Origin of the sequence: Pseudomonas sp. CCC4.1 (assembly GCF_035019225.1) — a bacterium.
Taxonomy (GTDB): domain Bacteria; phylum Pseudomonadota; class Gammaproteobacteria; order Pseudomonadales; family Pseudomonadaceae; genus Aquipseudomonas; species Aquipseudomonas bubulae.
The window spans coordinates 25719-43028 of record NZ_JASJWL010000011.1; the positions used below are offsets into that span (position 1 = coordinate 25719).

A 17310-nucleotide genomic window follows, 5' to 3' on the forward strand; every position below is an offset into this window, starting at 1 on the left:
CATAAGCCTTGAGCGATGGGTGCATCGCACGAACCGTCAAACTGAAGCGCTCACTTGAGCTGTTGAATTCCTTGTCTAACTCCAACCTCGGGATTTTTGCAGCCCCCCCTGTTAGTGTTACCGTCCAAAGGGGGCGCATTCACGCCACTGTCCACATAGCAAGGCGCGTACCACTCTTGGCCCCTAAGTAAGTTCAGTAGGTAATGCAGGAAAAAACGTTCAAGCACGCGACATATTCTGTAATCCTTAGTCGATCAAGCACACTTGTAGCGCACCCGATTTGCGCACATGCACAACGATGGAGCAGCCATGACCCAACCCCTGATCATCCAGCCTCAAAAAACCGCAGACGCCTGTGTTATCTGGCTCCACGGTCTGGGTGCCGACCGTTATGACTTCATGCCGGTGGCTGAGATCCTGCAACAGTCGTTGCTGACCACGCGCTTTGTATTGCCGCAGGCTCCAACCCGCGCCGTGACCATCAATGGCGGCTATGCCATGCCTAGCTGGTACGACATCAAGGCCATGAGTCCTGCCCGCTCGATCAGTGAAGAAGAGCTCGAAGAGTCGGCCGACATGGTCATTGCCTTGATCGAAGCCCAGCGCCAGAGCGGTATCGACGCCAGCCGGATTTTTCTGGCCGGGTTTTCACAAGGTGGCGCCGTGGTTTTCCATACCGCTTATTTGAAATGGCAGGGCCCACTGGGTGGCGTTATTGCCCTTTCAACCTATGCGCCAACCTTCAACGAAGGCCTGCCATTGTCGGCCAGCCAGCAGCGAATCCCGGCTTTGTGCCTGCACGGGCAGTACGATGATGTAGTCCAAAACGCTATGGGTCGTACGGCTTATGAGCATTTGAAAGCCGCAGGTGTGTCCGTTACATGGCAGGAGTACCCAATGGGCCATGAAGTGTTACCAGAGGAAATAAGCGATATCGGTACCTGGCTGACGAAACATCTGAGCTAAAACCGAAACATCCCGTCGTTCACTACACGCCGAGCGCCCGACTTGCATTACACTGCCCGGCGTATACTCCTTAACCAACTGATGAGATGACCGTGCTCAAAGCACTTAAAAAAATATTCGGTAAAAGCGAGGCTGAGCCGCTCGCGCCAGCTTCCGTTACACCTCCAGGCAACGCCAGAGCGCGAACCGACGCGCAACAACCTGGCCGCTCTGCTCCTGTTCCAGCCCCTGAGCCGGTGAACATTCCCGACGCACAATCCGCTGCTGAACAACCGCGTATCGAAAAACCCAAAATTGCCAAGCCACGGCGTGAGGCGGCCCCCAAGCCACCGGTCATTCCCTGGAAACTCGAAGACTTCGCCGTCGAGCCACAAGAAGGCAAAGTCCGCTTTCACGATTTCAAGCTCGCCCCCGAGCTGATGCACGCCATCCAGGACCTTGGTTTCCCCTACTGCACGCCGATCCAGGCAGGCGTACTGGGCTATACCCTGAGCGGGCGTGACGCCATTGGCCGTGCCCAGACCGGTACGGGCAAGACGGCTGCGTTCCTGATCTCGATCATTAGCCAGTTGACCCAGACGCCGCCGCCAAAAGAGCGTTACATGGGCGAACCACGCGCTCTGATCATCGCGCCGACCCGTGAGCTGGTGGTGCAGATCGCCAAGGACGCGGCCGACCTGACCAAGTACACCGACCTCAATGTCATGACATTCGTGGGCGGCATGGACTTCGACAAGCAACTCAAGCAGCTTGAAGCCCGCCATTGCGACATTCTGGTGGCCACACCGGGCCGTCTGCTGGACTTCAACCAGCGCGGCGAAGTGCATCTGGACATGGTCGAAGTGATGGTGCTCGACGAAGCCGATCGCATGCTGGACATGGGCTTCATCCCGCAAGTACGCCAGATCATTCGTCAAACGCCACCAAAAGCCGAACGTCAGACGCTGCTGTTCTCCGCGACCTTTACCGAGGACGTGATGAACCTGGCCAAGCAATGGACCACAGACCCTGCCATCGTCGAGATCGAAGCGGTCAACGTCGCCAGTGACATGGTTGAGCAGCACGTCTATGCCGTCGCCGGTGCCGACAAGTACAAGCTGTTGTTCAACCTGGTCAACGACAATGGCTGGGAACGGGTGATCGTATTTGCCAACCGCAAGGACGAAGTGCGCCGCATCGAAGAGCGCCTGGTACGTGACGGTATCAACGCGGCGCAACTGTCGGGGGATGTACCGCAGCACAAACGTATCAAGACTCTGGAAGGCTTCCGCGAAGGCAAGATCCGCGTGCTGGTAGCTACCGACGTTGCAGGTCGTGGCATCCACATTGATGGCATCAGCCACGTGATCAACTTCACCCTGCCTGAAGTGCCGGACGACTATGTACACCGTATTGGCCGTACCGGCCGTGCTGGCGCCAGCGGTGTATCGATCAGTTTTGCCGGTGAAGACGACTCGTACCAGTTGCCGTCGATCGAAGCCCTGCTAGGTCGTAAAATCAGCTGCGAAACGCCGCCAGCCGAGCTGCTGCGCCCTGTCGTACGCGCTGTGCGCAAGCCGCAGGACCCGACTGCAACGGCCTGATACGCAAATCTGTAGCCGCTGCCGAGGCACGAGGCTGCGATGGGCTGCGATGGGCTGCGAAGCGGCCCCGCTTTTTGAAGGGCCTGCGGCCCTTATCGCAGCCTGCGGCAGCGGCTACAGGGCTTGATTACTTCCAGCGCTGCGCCGCCACTTCATCGCTCACGCGCCCCTCCACCCATCGCGGGCCTGAGGGGGTCTGTTCTTTTTTCCAGAACGGGGCGCGGGTTTTCAGATAATCCATCACAAAACTGCAGGCATCGAAAGCGGCCTGACGGTGAGCACTGGCTACGCCAACAAACACAATCGGCTCTCCCGGCTCCAGCAGGCCAATACGGTGCAGCACTTCAAGCTTGAGCAGCGGCCAGCGCTGCGCAGCTTCATCAATAATTTTGCCCAGGGCTTTCTCGGTCATGCCCGGATAATGCTCCAGGAACATCCCCGCCACGTCACGGCCGTCATTGAAGTCGCGCACATAACCGACAAAACTCACCACTGCGCCCACGCCCAGATTCGCGGCATGCAGTGCATTGACTTCAGCGCCAGGATCAAAGGCCGCCGCTTGCACCCGAATCGCCATGTTCAGCCTCCGGTCACGGGCGGAAAAAATGCCACTTCGTCGCCGTCCGCCAGGGGTTCGGCGAGCTTGCACAGCTCTTCATTGCGCGCACACATCAGGTTGGGCTCGGCCAGCACCTGCCAGGCACCACCGCGTTGCGTCAGGTGCGCGCGCAACTGCTCAATGGAGACGAACCCGCCCTCCACTGCCTCACTATCCAGCCCCAGAACCTCGCGATAGCGGGCAAAGAAAACCACTTTGAGCTTCATGACGCATCCGCCTGAAAGTGCCCGCTCTTGCCGCCGAGCTTTTCCAGTACGCGCACACCTTCGATGGTCATGCCGCGATCGACCGCCTTGCACATGTCGTAAATAGTCAGGGCTGCAACGCTGGCGGCGGTCAGGGCTTCCATTTCGACGCCGGTCTGCCCGGACAGCTTGCAGCGCGCCACGATCAATACCGCGTCGCTGCCTTGGGCACTGAGCTCAACCTTGACGCTGGTGAGCATCAACGGATGGCACAAAGGGATCAGGTCCGAGGTTTTCTTCGCTGCCTGGATCCCGGCAATCCGCGCCACGGCAAACACATCACCCTTGGGGTGACCGCCACTGATGATCATGTCCAGGGTTTCAGGGCGCATGCGCACCACCGCTTGTGCCACAGCCTCACGGGAGGTCACCGCTTTGTCGGTGACATCGACCATGTTGGCGCGGCCTTGGGAATCTAAGTGAGTCAGCACAGGGGGTACTCCAGAGAGGAGTATCGATTGTAAACCCGAGGGTCAGCTTAAGGCCATCGACCCCGCGAATACCGCGCATCAGAACATGGAATTGGCCGCCGGCAGGCAATCGCCGTACAAAGGTCGAAACTTTGGAGTCATACCTATGCCACTTTTTATTGCCATTGCCCTGAGCCTGCTGGCGGGTGCTGCGGTGCCCCTGCAAGCGGGCAGTAACGCTCGATTGGGCGTGGTGCTGGGCCATCCCTTTTGGGCCACCGTGATCTCATTACTGATCAGCGGCCTGGCGATTGCGCTGGTAATGCTGATTGTCAAAGTGCCCCGCCCCAATCTCGCGGCCCTGCTCACCGGCCCCTGGTGGATCTGGCTCGGCGGGCTGGCCGGGGTGTTTTACATCACCGTGGCGCTGATCAGCGTGCCGCGCTTGGGGGCGCTGAACTTCATCATGGCGGTGGTGGTGGGCCAGTTGATCAGTTCACTGCTGATCGATTACTTCGGCTTGCTGGGTTTGCCAAGAAACACCCCCAGCCTGCAAAAACTGCTCGGGGTCAGCGTGGTGCTGGCAGGTTTTGTCATCGCTTCACGCGGCTGAAGGCGCACTCACTTGCCTGACCAGATCCCGCAGCCAGCGATGAGCCGGGTCTTCGTTGAAACGCTGATGCCAGACCTGCACATAGTTGAACGGCGCTATCGTCATGGGAGGCGGCAGTGCCACCAGGTTGTCGCCGAATGACAGATTGTCCAGGGTACGGGTGGCCACAGTAAGAATCAGGTCGGTGTCGGTAATCATCCCCGGTGCCGTGCCCCAGTGCGGCACATTGACCGCAACCCGGCGCTGCAACCCCCGGGCGTGCAACACGTTATCGACCTCACCCTGGGTATTGCCATCCGTCGACACCAGCAGGTGCGGGCGCGCCAGATAGCTGTCCAGATCGAGCACGCCATTGTCCGGGAGCGAACGACGATTGAGCAGGCAGGTAAAGGTTTCTTCAAACAATACATCGCTGCAGATATCTGCTGGCATCGTGGGGAAAACCCCAACGGCCAGATCGATCTTGCCCTGCTCGATCTGCTCCAGCATGCCCAGGCGGCTGTCCTGGATGATCACCAGCGAAGTGTCCGGTGCTTGCTCGCGCAGCAACACCAGCAGTTTTGGCAACACGATGGTCGCGCCGTAATCGGACATGGCCAGGCGAAAGGTGCGCTGTGATTCTGCCGGCACAAAGTCGATGGACTGACCGAGCAGCGTTTCGACCTGTCCCAGGATGGCCTTGAGCGGCGCCTGGAGATTTTGCGCCATCACGCTCAGCACCACCTCGTTGCCCTGACGGATCAGCAACGGGTCATCAAGCAGCACCCTGAGTTTGTTCAGTGAGTGGCTGATGGCGGGCTGGCTCAAATGCAAACGAACACCGGTGCGGGTTACGTGTTTTTCCGTGAGCAGCGCATCGAGCACCACCAGCAGATTCAAATCGATATTACGCAGTAACACCTGACGCTCCTGTCTTGGCCAACTCCAGGGCAACGCTGCATGATCCATGCGCGCAACCGCCGTCAGCTTACATGAAGCCAAAACGCCAGTGGGAGCGGGCTTGCTCGCGATGAAAGTGGCGCGGTGTATCTGGGATACCGCGTCATCTTCATCGCGAGCAAGCCCGCTCCCACCTTCAGGCAGTTACAAATGTGACTCGGCGTATTCCGCCAGAATCGAGCGAGGCACCCCTTGCAGGGCTATATGCACACCGTTGGGGAAGTCTTTGAAACGCTCCGTCAGGTAGGTCAGCCCCGAACTGGTGGCCGACAGGTAGGGGGTATCGATCTGTGCCAGGTTACCCAGGCATACCACTTTGGAACCGGCACCGGCACGGGTAATGATGGTTTTCATCTGGTGCGGTGTCAGGTTCTGGCACTCATCGATCAGGATCAGGCTCTGCTGGAAACTGCGACCGCGGATGTAGTTCAGGGATTTGAACTGCAACGGCACCTTGCTCAGAATGTAGTCGACGCTGCCGTGGGTATTTTCATCATCCATGTGCAGAGCTTCGAGGTTGTCAGTAATTGCACCCAGCCAAGGCTCCATTTTTTCGGCTTCGGTGCCCGGCAAGAAGCCGATTTCCTGGTCCAGGCCCTGCACGCTGCGGGTACAGATAATCCGCCGGTAGCGTTTGCTGACCATGGTTTGTTCAATCGCTGCCGCCAGCGCAAGGATGGTCTTGCCCGATCCCGCCGCACCCGACAGGTTGACCAGGTGAATGTCCGGGTCGAGCAAAGCAAACAGCGCCAGCCCCTGGTAAATATCCCGCGGTTTGAGGCCCCAGGCTTCCTGGTGCAGCAGCGGTTCCTGATGCATGTCGAGGATCAGCAACTGATCCTTGCGCACCTCCTTGATCCAGCCGACAAAGCCCTGCTCATCAATGATGAATTCATTGATATGCACCGCCGGCAGGTTTTCGTTCATTTGCACCTGATGCCAGGTACGGCCATGCCCCTGGCGGGTTTCGACCTTGTTGACGCGGTCCCAGAACGAACCGGTCATGGTGTGATAGCCGCGCGAGAGCATCGACACGTCGTCAACCAGCTGGTCGGTACTGTAATCCTCGGACTCGATCCCGCAAGCCCGGGCCTTCAGGCGCATGTTGATGTCTTTGGTGACCAGCACCACGCGCAATTGCGGCTCACGGGCGTGCAAGTCGATCAACTGGTTGATGATGATGTTGTCGTTGAGGTTTTCGGGCAGCAACGCGTTGGGCTCGCGGCGCTTGCTCATCATGATCGACAGGAAGCCCTTAGGTGCGCCTTTGCCGCGCTGGATCGGCACACCTTTTTCGACGTCATCGGGGGTGGCAACCCCCAGCAACTGGTCAATGAGGCGAATGGCCTGACGGCACTCGGCTGCCACCAGTAATTTGCCGGTTTTGAGCTTGTCGAGCTCTTCGAGCACCGTCATCGGGATCGCGACGTGGTGTTCCTCGAAGTTAAGCATTGCGTTTGGATCGTGAATCAGAACATTGGTATCGAGTACATAAAGGATTGGCTGGTTGGAAGAAGGAGTGCGTCCGTGATCATCCATACTCGGTCACCTTTGTGGGAGCCATTCGACGCAATACCGCAACAGTGCTGCGCCTCGAAGTGACTGCCGTATACCCTGCCCGATGGCGTCCTGGAAGACGCCACCTGTTTCGCAGGTTTCGGCCGTCTGTCTTCGTAATACTCCTAAATGTGTGACAAAAAAAATGTTTTTTCACATTCCAGCACTTTATTTTTTGAATGACGAACAACCCTTGGCGCATTCCGGGACCGCAACTAAGCTAATAGATCTACCGATATTAAAAAACGCTGCAATCAACCTATTCTTCCTCTGTCGCGGCAGTGAGCAGCGCTCAAACCTGAATTCGACACCCCTTCATTAAAGCCAGTTAATTCCTACATAGATCCAGGACAAACCCTGCGCCAGCATCTTTTCGCCCGCATTAAGCTGCAGCTGGTACTGAGTCCGCTAACCGTCACTTCCGTGGTGATTTTCTGATTCAACTCCGCGCAACACCTTCATTAATGCACGAGGTCACGGTACTGACGCACCCCTCTTCAGGTGACGAATAAATACCGCGACCGCGTTACTGCGAAAGGATGACTGTATGACTCCCATCTCCAAAACACTGGAACAATTGCTGCTCGATATTTACAAGGACGGCAGCGTTTCGTTTACCGAGTACGAACAGCTGCGCGACAATGCTGATGAAAGAATGGAAAGGATCATTGAGCACTTTGGCCATCACAACAATACGACCGCTTTTCAAAAGGCCATGGATGTCGCCATGCAATTGCTGCAACTGGCAGTAATCGATGCCAAGAACGCCAAGCTGACCGATACCGGTGAAGCCATCGTCAAGGATGCAATCACCGCCCAGGTTGAATACCTGCGCGCTGGCAGCCATCTGGCACTGCGCCTGCTGTAACGCCGTGACTCCTGGCCCATCGAAGCCGGCGGGCCAGGAAGAATGGTCTAGCGCTCACCGAGCGCTTCACAACTTTCCCAGCCCAATCCACTTTGTGAGGTAGCGTTCATCAGCCAGGGTAATGCCGTACGCACCTTGTCCTGGGTGTCATGAAACGCAATCACCCCATGCCGCCAAAGCAGCATCAGGGTCAATACTCGATGGGCTGACTGCTCGCCGTTCAAGCTCGTCGCCAAGTCCTGGGCATCGATGCCCCACAAGGCCACCCGCATGCCCTGAGCCTCAAAAAAACCGCCGCTGTCGGCCCGGCGCTGCCCGTAGGGCGGGCGAAACAGAGGCACGTAGCGCTGCGGCACAACCTGATTGACCAGGGCGGCGCTACGCGCAATAGAGTCCTGCCAGTCTTTCCAGTGACTGTGGGAACGGTACTCCCAGCCCTGCACACCCACACACTGTCCCTTGTAGAGTGCCTGCAAGGCCAGCGCGCCCTCCTTGTCGAGACGCACCTGCAAGCTGTTACCCAGCACGAAAAAAATCCCGCTGATGGATTGCTTGCGCAGGTACCCGGTCAGCCAGTCAGTAGTGCCCGGCAATTGCGTGGGGCCGCTGTCGAAGGTCAACAAAAACAGCCGGTCGTGCATCGTCTCGCCGTTGACTTCCTGGTCGCCCAACAGAGCGATTTCACTGCTGATTTGCGGGAGCAGCGCCGCCATGCGTAATTGCTCATCCAGGTAGCGCTGGTGAAACTCACGGCCGGGCTCGGCCCAGGCCACATAAAACGAGTCATCGGCGATTGCGAACTTGCCCGCCTGCTCACGCAGACTGTCCATGTCATCGACGTAATAGCAGAACGAAGCATCCTGATCGCAACTTTGCTGCGCCAGGTTGTAGTTGGTCAGTAACCGCTGCCACATCCGCTGGCGCAGAGCATCTATTGCCTCAACATTGATTATTTTCAGACCCAACCGCTGTTTCAGGGCGCTTTCATCCAGCGCTTCGCTGACCATCAAGGCATGGGCAAAAGCGAGTATTTCGGCACGCGAGGCAACATCGAACAAGGCCGGGCTGGTCAATTGTTCGGGCCATGTGCTGCGATCCAGCGTCGCGGGCTCGACAGGTGCCGCCACCGCCCCGGCACACACCAGCCAGACCCACAAGAAAAGAGCAATGCGCACTGATCAACCCCCTGTAAAAACTGACTGCACTATAACCCGACCAGTGCCCGACCCCGCAGGCGTTGGGGGATCTATCGCGTTCATAGGTGGAGTCAAACTGCGCCAACGCCTAGAATCCCCCGACGCTAAAAGGAGACAACCCCATGCTGATGGTGATTTCACCCGCTAAAACCCTCGATTATGAAACGCCGCCCGCCACAGCACGTTTCACCCAGCCCCAGTACCTGGACCATTCCCAGGAATTGATCGAACAATTGCGCGAACTGAGCCCGCAACAGATTGGCGAGCTGATGCATTTATCCGACAAGCTGTCGGGCCTCAACGCGGCGCGCTTTGGCAGCTGGACGCCCGCCTTTACCCCCGCCAATGCCAAGCAGGCACTGCTGGCGTTCAAGGGCGATGTCTACACCGGCCTCAATGCCGTGGACTTCAGCGAGGCCGACTTCGACTATGCGCAAAGCCACCTGCGCATGCTCTCGGGGCTCTACGGCCTGCTGCGTCCGCTGGACCTGATGATGCCGTATCGCCTGGAAATGGGCACCAAACTGGCCAACGCACGGGGCAAGGACCTGTACGCGTTCTGGGGCACGCACATCAGCGAATGGCTCAACCAGGCCCTGGCCGAACAAGGCGATGACGTACTGCTCAATCTGGCATCCAACGAATACTTCTCGGCGGTAAAAAAGTCGGCATTGAACGCCCGCATCATCAATACCGAGTTCAAGGACCTGAAAAACGGCCAGCATAAAATCATCAGTTTCTATGCGAAAAAAGCCCGAGGCATGATGAGCCGGTTTGTGATCAAGGAGCGCATCGACAACCCTGAGCACCTCAAGCAGTTTGATGAGCAGGGTTATCGCTTCAGCGCCGAGCAGTCCAAGCCGGATTTGCTGGTGTTTTTGCGCGACCACGCCCCGCAGTGACCCGCTGCATGCCTCATGCTGGTAAGTTATAGGTATTCCCTGCAAGAGGCCCAGCCATGTTTATCGGCGTTTTACTGATCATCACCTGGCTTGTCCTGTTGTTGCGCTACCCGGCCAAGGCCTTGCCGGTCTCACTGGCTGCCGTACTGGGGCTGGCGATAGTTGCAGCCTCGGTGGCGTGGCTGGACAGCCGTGAGGCGGCACAACTGGCACGTCTGGAACTGCGCATCGTCTATGACCCTGCCCAATGCCCGGCAGACCGACCGCTGCAACTGACCCTGAAAAACAGCAATGACGTACCACTGGTCGAACTTGGCTGGCGCATTGCCGCCTATGCACCGGGCGACACCGTCAATCTTGCCGACAACCTTTACACCGCCCCGCGCTACCGCGGCCCCGGCGAATTGCAAGCAGGGGCAAGCTGGCAGGACTGCTTGCCGATGCCGCCGCTGCGCACGGGTTATCGCCCGCAAACCCTCGAGTTTCGGGCAGAACGCCTGCAAGGCAGTTTTTCCAATTAAGGATGTTCCCATGCTGCGTGTTTTGATCACCGGTTGTTCAAGCGGTATTGGCCGCGCCCTGGCCGATGCTTTCAAGGTGGCGGGGCATGATGTCTGGGCCTGCGCCCGCAAGCCTGGGGATGTAGCACTATTGGCTGCGGCGGGGTTTGCCGCTGTGCAACTGGACGTCAATGATCCGCAGGGGTTGGAGCAATTGGCCGAGCGCCTGGAGCAGGCAGGCGGCGGGCTGGACGTGCTGATAAACAATGCAGGTTTCGGCGCTATGGGCCCCCTGCTCGATGGCGGCGTCGAGGGCTTGCAGCAGCAATTTGAAACCAATGTATTTTCCATTGTGGGCGTTACCCGCGCGCTGTTCCCGGCGCTGCGCCGCAACAAGGGCCTGGTGGTCAATATCGGCAGTGTTTCCGGGGTACTGGTCACCCCGTTTGCCGGCGCCTACTGTGCCTCTAAAGCTGCAGTACATGCCTTGAGTGATGCCCTGCGCATGGAGCTGGCGCCTTTTGCCATTGGCGTGCTGGAAGTGCAGCCCGGGGCCATTGATACCAGCTTCGCGAAAAATGCCAGCGCCCAGGCCGAGCAGTTGATTGCCGAGAGCTCCGCCTGGTGGCCCATGCGCGACGGTATTCGCGCCAGGGCCAGGGCCTCACAAGACAATCCCACCCCGGCCACAGCCTTTGCCGACGCAGTATTCAAGGCCGTCATGAAACCCAAGCCAGCGATGTTGCTGCGTTACGGTAATGGCAGCCGCGCCTTGCCGCTGCTGGCTGCGCTGGTGCCCGCTGCCCTACTGGAAAAAATCCTGATGAAGCGGTTCGGCCTCAATACCCGTGCCTGACACTCATTATGTAGCAGCTGCTACGGGTGATAGCACTGGCCTATGCATACGCCTTCATAAAATCGATAAACACCCGCACCTTCAGCGGCAAATGCCGTGTATCGGGGTAGAGCGCGTACACCCCCTGGCGGCTCAGTTGCCATTCGGGCAGCAGATGTACCAGCCGCCCCGTGCGCAAATCCTCCTCGATCAGCCAGTCGGGCAGGATCGCCACGCCTTGCCCGGTCAGGGCAAACGCCTGCAACACCGATGAATTGTCCGCCCTGATGCGCGCCTTGCAGGGGTTGGGCTGGTAAGGACGGACCACACCGCTGCTCACCTCGGTAATAGTCAACTCCCCAACCCGGCCATGCTCCAGCCACGGCGTTTGCTCAAGCGCGTGCACGCTGTCTATCGGCACCACGCTGGCAACGAACGCCGGCGAGGCCACCGGCAGAATGCCGAAGGTGCACAACTGCACGGCACGATGGCTGGAGTCGAGCACGCGACCCAGTCGCAAGGCCACGTCAAAACGCTCGGAGATCAGATCCGCGTGGGTCGATGAGGTCGACAGCTGGACGTTGAGGTCAGGGTGCAAGGCACTGAAGAGCTCCAGCGCCGGCACCACCTTGGCCAGGGCATATTCAACGGTGGTGGTGATGCGCAGCGTGCCCTTGAGTTCGGTGTGTTCGCTGCGCGCTTCGTCAATCGCCAGCCGGGCCTCTTCCAGCATGCTCAGGCAGCGCTGGTAAAAACGCTCACCCGCCTCAGTCAGGGCCAACCGTCGGGTATTGCGCGTTAGCAGGGTCACGCCCAGCTCAGCCTCTAGACGCTTGATATTGAAGCTGACCACCGCACGGGTTTGCCCCAGTAAATCAGCCGCGGCGGTAAGGGAGCCAGCTTCGACCACGGCCTTGAAGGTGTCGAACCGGTCGAGGCTGACCATAGAGAAACCTGCCAATTGTCAAAATAATTTTGACAATCTAGCAGCAGACGGACGGTTCCTCCATAAGCCAAAGCTGCTTACTGTGCGCTCTACTGAAAAGGAGCCAGCCATGGCTTACCGCAATAAAGTCGCGCTGGTGTATCTGCTGGGATTTGCCCTGGATCTGGTGAATATGTTCGCAGCCTCGATCGCCTACCCGGATATCAGCCAGCAGCTGCATGCCTCGGTCACACAACTGGCGTGGATTGGCAATGCCTACATGCTTGGCCTGATCCTGGTCATTGTGCCCAGCGTATGGCTAACCCAACTGTTTGGTGAGAAACGCCTGATTGTGCTTTCACTGACATTATTCAGCGTGGCGTCGTTGTGTGTGGCCCAAGCGACCTCAATTGAAGCTCTGATCGGCTACCGCCTGCTGCAGGGGCTGGGGGGCGGGCTGTTGATTCCGGTCGGTCAGGCTATGGCCTATCGGCACTTCCCGATCCGCGACCGGGCCCGACTGACCTCAGTGATTTTGCTGGTGGCGCTGCTAGTGCCCGCACTGTCGCCAGCACTGGGCGGCTGGATGGTCGAAGCGCTCACTTGGCGCTGGGTGTTTTATGCCAATCTACCACTGACCTTGCTTACCCTGCTGCTGGCAGTCAGCTGGCTGCAACCCGACCCGCCTGCGCAGCCCGTATTGCCCATGACTTACAGGCGCATTCGAGCTGGCGCAGCCAATATGGTCCGCCTGTTCAAAAGCCCGTTGCTGCAAGTGGCAATGCTGACCTACCTGTTTATCCCCGGCATTTTCATCGGCACGCAACTGGTGAGTATCTTGTACCTGCACCAACTGGGTTTTAGCGCCACGCAAACCGGCATGCTGATGCTGCCCTGGGCTCTGGCTTCAGCACTGGGCATCACCCTGAGCCGCTACCAGTTCAACCGCCTTGGCCCCAAACCCTTGCTACTGCTGGGCATGAGCGTACAAGCCGCGGGTATTGCGTTACTGCCCCAAATCGATAGCTCCAGCATCGGCTTGCCCATGGCGCTGTACGCCGTGATGGGCTTTGGTGGCAGCCTGTGCAGCAGCAGCGCACAAAACACAGCCTTTATCGATATCGCACCCGAACACATGGGCCACGCCAGTGCACTGTGGAACCTCAACCGCCAATTGAGCTTCCTGCTCGGCCCGGCCTTGATGATGGCCCTGTTCGGTACATTGACCGCAATCACCTCGACGTCCCACGCCTTTGCCCTATGCTTTGCCATCGGGGGTGCATTGACGCTGGTGCCGCTGGTTCCCGTTCTACGCCTTGATACATCCCGCGTGCTGGCCTTGCTCGCACCCTGACCTGGAGATTTTGATGAGTGACTATAAGCGCTACTTCGACCTGGTAAGCGAAACCCACGTCGAAATTGAAGGCTGGTTTTCCGGTCTGGAACCCGGCGTGCTGCCGGTATTGCTGGCGCGGTTTTCGCCGCAGTTTTCGATGATTGCCCCCAGCGGCAACGTGCTGGACGCCAACGGCGTAGAAACACTGTTTGAACAACTGCGCGGTGCGCGCCCGGGCCTGAACATCACCCTCAGCGAGTTCAAGGGCATTGCCCTGCATCCAGGTGGTGCAGTAGTCAGCTACCGCGAGCTGCAGGAGGAACACAACGGCAACCGCACCGACCGCCGCGCCACCGTGGTATTCGAGAAAGACGCCGACGGCAAGATACTGTGGCGGCATTTGCACGAGACGTTTTGCGCGGCTTGAACCCCGGCCTCGCGCTTGTGGGAGCGGGCTTGCTCGCGATGCCGTCACTGCGGTGTTTCAGTTAAACCGCGTCGAGGCCATCGCGAGCAAGCCCGCTCCCGCATTAACTTTACTCGGCCTTGCCCTGATCCACGATCACCGTACAGGTCGTACCCGCGGCCAGCAGGAAGCCATCGGGGATCTCGTCAATATGGATCCGCACCGGTACCCGCTGGGCCAGACGCACCCAGTTGAACGTCGGGTTAACGTCAGCCACCAGCTCACGGCTTTCGGGGTTATCGCGGTCGTAGATACCGCGCGAGATGCTTTCAACGTGGCCCTTCAACACTTCACCGCTCATCATTTGCAGGTCGGCTTTGTCGCCCACGCGGATATGCGGCAGTTTGGTTTCTTCAAAGAAGCCATAGACCCAGAACGAATCCTGGTCGATCACGGCCATTTTCGGATCACCCACCCGCGCATAGTCGCCGCGATGCACATTGAGGTTGGTCACGTAACCATCGACCGTGGCCAGGACCTTGGTGCGCTTGAGGTTGAGCTGCGCCGCGTCCAGCTGCGCCAGGGCGTGCTGATAGTCGGCCAGGGCCGAGTCGGCGATGTTGCTGGCGTCGTCACGGTTCTCGCGGGAAATCACCAGGCTGTCCATGTCAGCCCGACGATGGGCGTTGACCTTGCGCATTTCCCAGGTTGCCTTGCGGGAGGCCACCAGCGACTGGGCTTGCTTGACCATGATTTCGTAGTGCTCAGGGTCGATTTCCAGCAGCACGTCGCCCTTTTTCACCAACTGGTTGTCCTTGACCGGCACGCCGACCACATAGCCGTTGACGTCGGCCGCGACGTTGATGATATCGGCCCGCACCCGTCCATCACGGGTCCACGGGGTGTTCATGTAATGTTCCCACAGGGTTCGGCCGATCCATATCGCAAGGGCCAAAACCAGCAAGGTGGCAAGCAGGCTGAAGAACTTTTTCATCGGATCGGTCTCAACGGTAAACAGTGAGCGCCATGGCGCCAAAAAGACAAGCAAACAGGCTCAGGCGCAGCAGCGCCGGGTGCCAGAAGAAGCGGTACAGGTCGTAGCCGGAAAACAGTCGGTCAAAGCCCCATGCCAACCCCGCCGCGATAAAAAACATCAGGGTCATGGTGGGCATGTAGACGCCGTGGAAGGCGATTTCACGAGGCATGTTCAAGTCCTTGCGGCTGGGCATAAGCGGCCAGCGGCGATTGCGGGTCAAGCAGTGATGTACGAATAAAATGCAGGTAGCTTTGCACCCGCACCAACGCCGAGGTATCGAAGTTGCGGGCAAAGGGTTCGTCGGTAGACTGCACGCGGCTGATGGCGTGATCGACGGCAATCAGCGCGCGCTCCAGGTTGCTTTCGCTGGGGGCGATAAACAGCCGCACCAGCGCCCGGCCCATGACCCGGATGGCCTGGCGCCACGGCTGGGCCTCGGCATACGCCGGGTGAACCGGCAGGATCGCCTGCTCCTTGCGCAGCTCGATAATTGCGTGGCCGACTTCCAGCACCACAAACATCCAGCGCAGCAATTGGCGTTGCACCTGCGGCTTGCCGGCGGCCAGGCCGTAAGCCTGATGCATCAGGTCACGGGTACGGCTTTCCAGGCTGGAACTCAGGCCACGTAACTTGCCACTGATGGCATACACCACCTGTTCACGCAGATCCTGCTCCAGACGGCTCCACAACCAGCGGCTGTTGGGCGGCAGGATAATCGCGCCGGCAGCCGCACAGACCAGCATGCCCATGACCATCGCGATGTAGTCGTTGATGAACTGGTACGGGTTGTAGATCGTCAGGTTGTCGGGGACCGAGCCGGTGCTGAAAAAAATCAGCAAGCCCAGGCCGACACCCGCGTAATTGGCCCGCGACGTGAGGAACGAACCGAGCACGATCACCGGCGTCAGCACCAGACACAACAGCGGGAAACCGTCGATATGAGGCAGCACGAAAAACATTTCGACAAAGCCGATCAACGCCCCCAGGAAGGTCCCGCAGGCCATCTGAAAAGCCATGCGTTTGGGGTTGGGCGTGGCTGCCGACAAGCCCACTGTAGCGGCGGCGATCAGGGTCATCATGGCGCCGCTGGGCCAGGCGGTCATCACCCAGTAGGTGCCGAGCACGGCCAGAATAAACGCTGCCCGAATCCCGGAAGCGGCCGCCGACCACCAGTTGGTCTGCGAAATAAACGGTTGGTCCCAACGCTCCCGTTCGTGGGTGTGATCGGCCAGCGAGGCGTGGGTCAGCGCGTAGTTGTGCAGGTCGTCGACAAAGCGGAACAGCAGCTCGTAGGCGGTGTTGAAGTCGAGGAAGTCAGACGGGCTGGGTTCGCTTTGCAGAAACCTGACCCGCAACGCACGGACATGCCCTGGCAGGCTCGCCTTGAAGGCATCCAGTTGCTCGGCGAGCAAAGCCGCGTCTTTATCCGTCAACGAGCGACCGGCATAGGTGTCGAGCAACTGCGCCAGGATCTCCAGCTCCGGCTCGATGGCCGACACTACGTCCACCACACCACGGCTGCGCAAACGTGCAAGCAACTGGTGCAAGGCATTGAAGCGCGTAGTAATGGCCATGAACTCGCTGTTCAAACGACTCAGGCGGCCACTGCGACGACGCATATGCGGGTCTTCAAATACGGTCACGCTGCGCATGCCTTCCAGGCCCACGCTTTCACCGATAAAACGCACGTTGCTGGCTTCGTAGGCCTCCTGGGAGGACTGGCCACGCAGGCCTTCGGCAACAAAACCGGCAAATACGCCAAAGCGTTTGTACAGCGCGTCATGCATTGCTGCGCCAGCCGTTTTGGGCAGGATCGCAGCGCTGACCACGGTGGAGCAGAGAATGCCCAGCGAGATCTCCAGCACCCGCCACACCGCGGCCATAAAGGCGCCATCGGGGTGGGCCAGGGCAGGCAGGCCGACCATTGCAGCGGTGTAACCGGCCAGCACAAAACCATAAGCACGGAAGTTGCGGCAGCGAGCAGCACCGGCGGAGCAGATGCCCACCCAGATCGCCATCGCACCGAGAAACAGCACGGTGTTCTGCGCGAACAGGGCGATCAGCGCCACCATTACCGCCGAGCCGGTCAGGGTGCCCAAAAACCGGTAAAAACTTTTGGCGAACACCTGGCCGCTTTGCGGCTGCATCACGATAAAGACAGTGATCATGGCGGTGCGCGGTTGCGGCAGCTCAAGGCGCATGGCCAGCCACAGGGTCAGAAAGGCGGCGACCAGCACTTTGAAAATATGCACCCAGGTCACGCCATCGCTGCGTGCCCAGTCAAAAAAGCCACGGCGCCATTCCAGGGAATACAGCCAGCGTACCGGGGCGGGCAAGTGGTTCATCTACAGGCTCTCAAAATTAGCCATCGAGG

General features: G+C 59.0%; 19 protein-coding genes. 9 read left to right on the forward strand and 10 right to left on the reverse strand.

Annotated elements, in window-relative coordinates; translation table 11 throughout:
* Nucleotides 1–309: 309 nt before the first annotated feature.
* Nucleotides 310–966, forward strand: a complete 657-nt coding sequence (locus QN377_RS06965) for an alpha/beta hydrolase (RefSeq protein WP_095001215.1) — start codon at nucleotides 310–312, stop codon at nucleotides 964–966.
* Between the two features lie 86 nt (nucleotides 967–1052).
* Nucleotides 1053–2549 (forward strand): ATP-dependent RNA helicase RhlB, encoded by a 1497-nt coding sequence (rhlB, locus tag QN377_RS06970; protein ID WP_095018212.1) that lies wholly within the window; start codon nucleotides 1053–1055, stop codon nucleotides 2547–2549.
* A 127-nt stretch (nucleotides 2550–2676) separates the two neighbouring features.
* On the opposite strand, the gene moaE is transcribed toward rhlB, so the two are convergent.
* Genes moaE through moaC form a run of 3 tightly spaced genes read right to left on the reverse strand, consistent with a single transcriptional unit; the run spans nucleotide 2677 to nucleotide 3844 of the window.
* On the reverse strand, nucleotides 2677–3126 hold the full coding sequence (moaE, locus tag QN377_RS06975) for a molybdopterin synthase catalytic subunit MoaE (protein WP_095001213.1): 450 nt from the start codon (nucleotides 3124–3126) through the stop codon (nucleotides 2677–2679).
* Nucleotides 3127–3128: 2 nt separating this feature from the next.
* Nucleotides 3129–3374, reverse strand: a complete 246-nt coding sequence (locus tag QN377_RS06980; protein ID WP_095001212.1) for a MoaD/ThiS family protein — start codon at nucleotides 3372–3374, stop codon at nucleotides 3129–3131.
* The gene (moaC, locus tag QN377_RS06985; protein ID WP_095001211.1) at nucleotides 3371–3844 is read right to left on the reverse strand and encodes a cyclic pyranopterin monophosphate synthase MoaC; all 474 of its coding nucleotides are present in this window, start codon (nucleotides 3842–3844) and stop codon (nucleotides 3371–3373) included. The genes QN377_RS06980 and moaC overlap by 4 nt, the downstream gene beginning before the upstream one ends.
* Before the next feature lie 145 nt (nucleotides 3845–3989).
* On the opposite strand from moaC, the gene QN377_RS06990 reads away from it, so the two are divergent.
* The gene (locus QN377_RS06990) at nucleotides 3990–4436 is read left to right on the forward strand and encodes a DMT family transporter (RefSeq protein ID WP_095001210.1); all 447 of its coding nucleotides are present in this window, start codon (nucleotides 3990–3992) and stop codon (nucleotides 4434–4436) included.
* Here QN377_RS06990 and QN377_RS06995 read toward each other — a convergent pair.
* Both QN377_RS06995 and QN377_RS07000 read right to left on the reverse strand, forming a co-directional pair.
* The gene (locus tag QN377_RS06995) at nucleotides 4425–5336 is read right to left on the reverse strand and encodes a LysR substrate-binding domain-containing protein (RefSeq protein ID WP_095001209.1); all 912 of its coding nucleotides are present in this window, start codon (nucleotides 5334–5336) and stop codon (nucleotides 4425–4427) included. The genes QN377_RS06990 and QN377_RS06995 overlap by 12 nt on opposite strands.
* 183 nt (nucleotides 5337–5519) lie before the next feature.
* Nucleotides 5520–6914 (reverse strand): PhoH family protein, encoded by a 1395-nt coding sequence (locus tag QN377_RS07000; protein ID WP_095001208.1) that lies wholly within the window; start codon nucleotides 6912–6914, stop codon nucleotides 5520–5522.
* A 565-nt stretch (nucleotides 6915–7479) separates the two neighbouring features.
* On the opposite strand from QN377_RS07000, the gene QN377_RS07005 reads away from it, so the two are divergent.
* A complete protein-coding gene (locus tag QN377_RS07005; protein WP_095018213.1) occupies nucleotides 7480–7800 on the forward strand; it encodes a hypothetical protein in 321 nt (106 codons plus the stop codon).
* Nucleotides 7801–7847: 47 nt separating this feature from the next.
* On the opposite strand, the gene QN377_RS07010 is transcribed toward QN377_RS07005, so the two are convergent.
* Nucleotides 7848–8975: a polysaccharide deacetylase family protein gene (locus QN377_RS07010; RefSeq protein ID WP_095018214.1), complete on the reverse strand. Its 1128-nt coding sequence runs from the start codon at nucleotides 8973–8975 to the stop codon at nucleotides 7848–7850.
* A gap of 143 nt (nucleotides 8976–9118) precedes the next feature.
* Between QN377_RS07010 and yaaA the strand changes: the two genes are divergently transcribed.
* From yaaA to QN377_RS07025, 3 genes are read left to right on the forward strand one after another with little or no spacing between them, the layout of a single operon-like run.
* Nucleotides 9119–9898, forward strand: a complete 780-nt coding sequence (gene yaaA, locus QN377_RS07015) for a peroxide stress protein YaaA (RefSeq protein ID WP_095001205.1) — start codon at nucleotides 9119–9121, stop codon at nucleotides 9896–9898.
* A gap of 56 nt (nucleotides 9899–9954) precedes the next feature.
* Complete coding sequence (locus QN377_RS07020; protein WP_095001204.1) at nucleotides 9955–10419, forward strand: multidrug transporter; 465 nt, start codon at nucleotides 9955–9957, stop codon at nucleotides 10417–10419.
* A gap of 10 nt (nucleotides 10420–10429) precedes the next feature.
* A complete protein-coding gene (locus tag QN377_RS07025; RefSeq protein WP_095031475.1) occupies nucleotides 10430–11254 on the forward strand; it encodes an SDR family oxidoreductase in 825 nt (274 codons plus the stop codon).
* A gap of 40 nt (nucleotides 11255–11294) precedes the next feature.
* Here the strand turns inward: QN377_RS07025 and QN377_RS07030 are convergent, their stop codons facing one another.
* Entirely contained in the window at nucleotides 11295–12179 is an 885-nt protein-coding gene (locus QN377_RS07030; RefSeq protein WP_315265019.1) for a LysR family transcriptional regulator, read from the reverse strand.
* A 109-nt stretch (nucleotides 12180–12288) separates the two neighbouring features.
* Here QN377_RS07030 and QN377_RS07035 point away from each other — a divergent pair, with 109 nt between their 5' ends.
* Entirely contained in the window at nucleotides 12289–13512 is a 1224-nt protein-coding gene (locus QN377_RS07035; RefSeq protein WP_323567615.1) for an MFS transporter, read from the forward strand.
* A gap of 13 nt (nucleotides 13513–13525) precedes the next feature.
* Nucleotides 13526–13921, forward strand: a complete 396-nt coding sequence (locus QN377_RS07040; protein WP_095018217.1) for a DUF4440 domain-containing protein — start codon at nucleotides 13526–13528, stop codon at nucleotides 13919–13921.
* Between the two features lie 109 nt (nucleotides 13922–14030).
* Here QN377_RS07040 and QN377_RS07045 read toward each other — a convergent pair whose 3' ends face one another.
* Genes QN377_RS07045 through QN377_RS07055 form a run of 3 tightly spaced genes read right to left on the reverse strand, consistent with a single transcriptional unit; the run spans nucleotide 14031 to nucleotide 17281 of the window.
* Complete coding sequence (locus QN377_RS07045; protein WP_016781860.1) at nucleotides 14031–14894, reverse strand: HlyD family secretion protein; 864 nt, start codon at nucleotides 14892–14894, stop codon at nucleotides 14031–14033.
* Nucleotides 14895–14904: 10 nt separating this feature from the next.
* Nucleotides 14905–15105 (reverse strand): DUF1656 domain-containing protein, encoded by a 201-nt coding sequence (locus QN377_RS07050; protein WP_016781859.1) that lies wholly within the window; start codon nucleotides 15103–15105, stop codon nucleotides 14905–14907.
* Complete coding sequence (locus tag QN377_RS07055) at nucleotides 15095–17281, reverse strand: FUSC family protein (RefSeq protein WP_095001199.1); 2187 nt, start codon at nucleotides 17279–17281, stop codon at nucleotides 15095–15097. The genes QN377_RS07050 and QN377_RS07055 overlap by 11 nt, the downstream gene beginning before the upstream one ends.
* Nucleotides 17282–17310 lie beyond the last annotated feature (29 nt).

Excerpts from the sequence above, each read along its gene's own strand:
- QN377_RS06965 (WP_095001215.1), top strand. The coding sequence starts at position 310 with ATGACCCAACCCCTGATCATCCAGCCTCAAAAAACCGCAGACGCCTGT.
- rhlB (WP_095018212.1), top strand. The coding sequence starts at position 1,053 with ATGACCGTGCTCAAAGCACTTAAAAAAATATTCGGTAAAAGCGAGGCT.
- moaE (WP_095001213.1), bottom strand. The coding sequence starts at position 3,126 with ATGGCGATTCGGGTGCAAGCGGCGGCCTTTGATCCTGGCGCTGAAGTC.
- QN377_RS06980 (WP_095001212.1), bottom strand. The coding sequence starts at position 3,374 with ATGAAGCTCAAAGTGGTTTTCTTTGCCCGCTATCGCGAGGTTCTGGGG.
- QN377_RS06990 (WP_095001210.1), top strand. The coding sequence starts at position 3,990 with ATGCCACTTTTTATTGCCATTGCCCTGAGCCTGCTGGCGGGTGCTGCG.
- QN377_RS07000 (WP_095001208.1), bottom strand. The coding sequence starts at position 6,914 with ATGGATGATCACGGACGCACTCCTTCTTCCAACCAGCCAATCCTTTAT.
- QN377_RS07005 (WP_095018213.1), top strand. The coding sequence starts at position 7,480 with ATGACTCCCATCTCCAAAACACTGGAACAATTGCTGCTCGATATTTAC.
- yaaA (WP_095001205.1), top strand. The coding sequence starts at position 9,119 with ATGCTGATGGTGATTTCACCCGCTAAAACCCTCGATTATGAAACGCCG.
- QN377_RS07020 (WP_095001204.1), top strand. The coding sequence starts at position 9,955 with ATGTTTATCGGCGTTTTACTGATCATCACCTGGCTTGTCCTGTTGTTG.
- QN377_RS07025 (WP_095031475.1), top strand. The coding sequence starts at position 10,430 with ATGCTGCGTGTTTTGATCACCGGTTGTTCAAGCGGTATTGGCCGCGCC.
- QN377_RS07030 (WP_315265019.1), bottom strand. The coding sequence starts at position 12,179 with ATGGTCAGCCTCGACCGGTTCGACACCTTCAAGGCCGTGGTCGAAGCT.
- QN377_RS07035 (WP_323567615.1), top strand. The coding sequence starts at position 12,289 with ATGGCTTACCGCAATAAAGTCGCGCTGGTGTATCTGCTGGGATTTGCC.
- QN377_RS07040 (WP_095018217.1), top strand. The coding sequence starts at position 13,526 with ATGAGTGACTATAAGCGCTACTTCGACCTGGTAAGCGAAACCCACGTC.
- QN377_RS07045 (WP_016781860.1), bottom strand. The coding sequence starts at position 14,894 with ATGAAAAAGTTCTTCAGCCTGCTTGCCACCTTGCTGGTTTTGGCCCTT.
- QN377_RS07050 (WP_016781859.1), bottom strand. The coding sequence starts at position 15,105 with ATGCCTCGTGAAATCGCCTTCCACGGCGTCTACATGCCCACCATGACC.
- QN377_RS07055 (WP_095001199.1), bottom strand. The coding sequence starts at position 17,281 with ATGAACCACTTGCCCGCCCCGGTACGCTGGCTGTATTCCCTGGAATGG.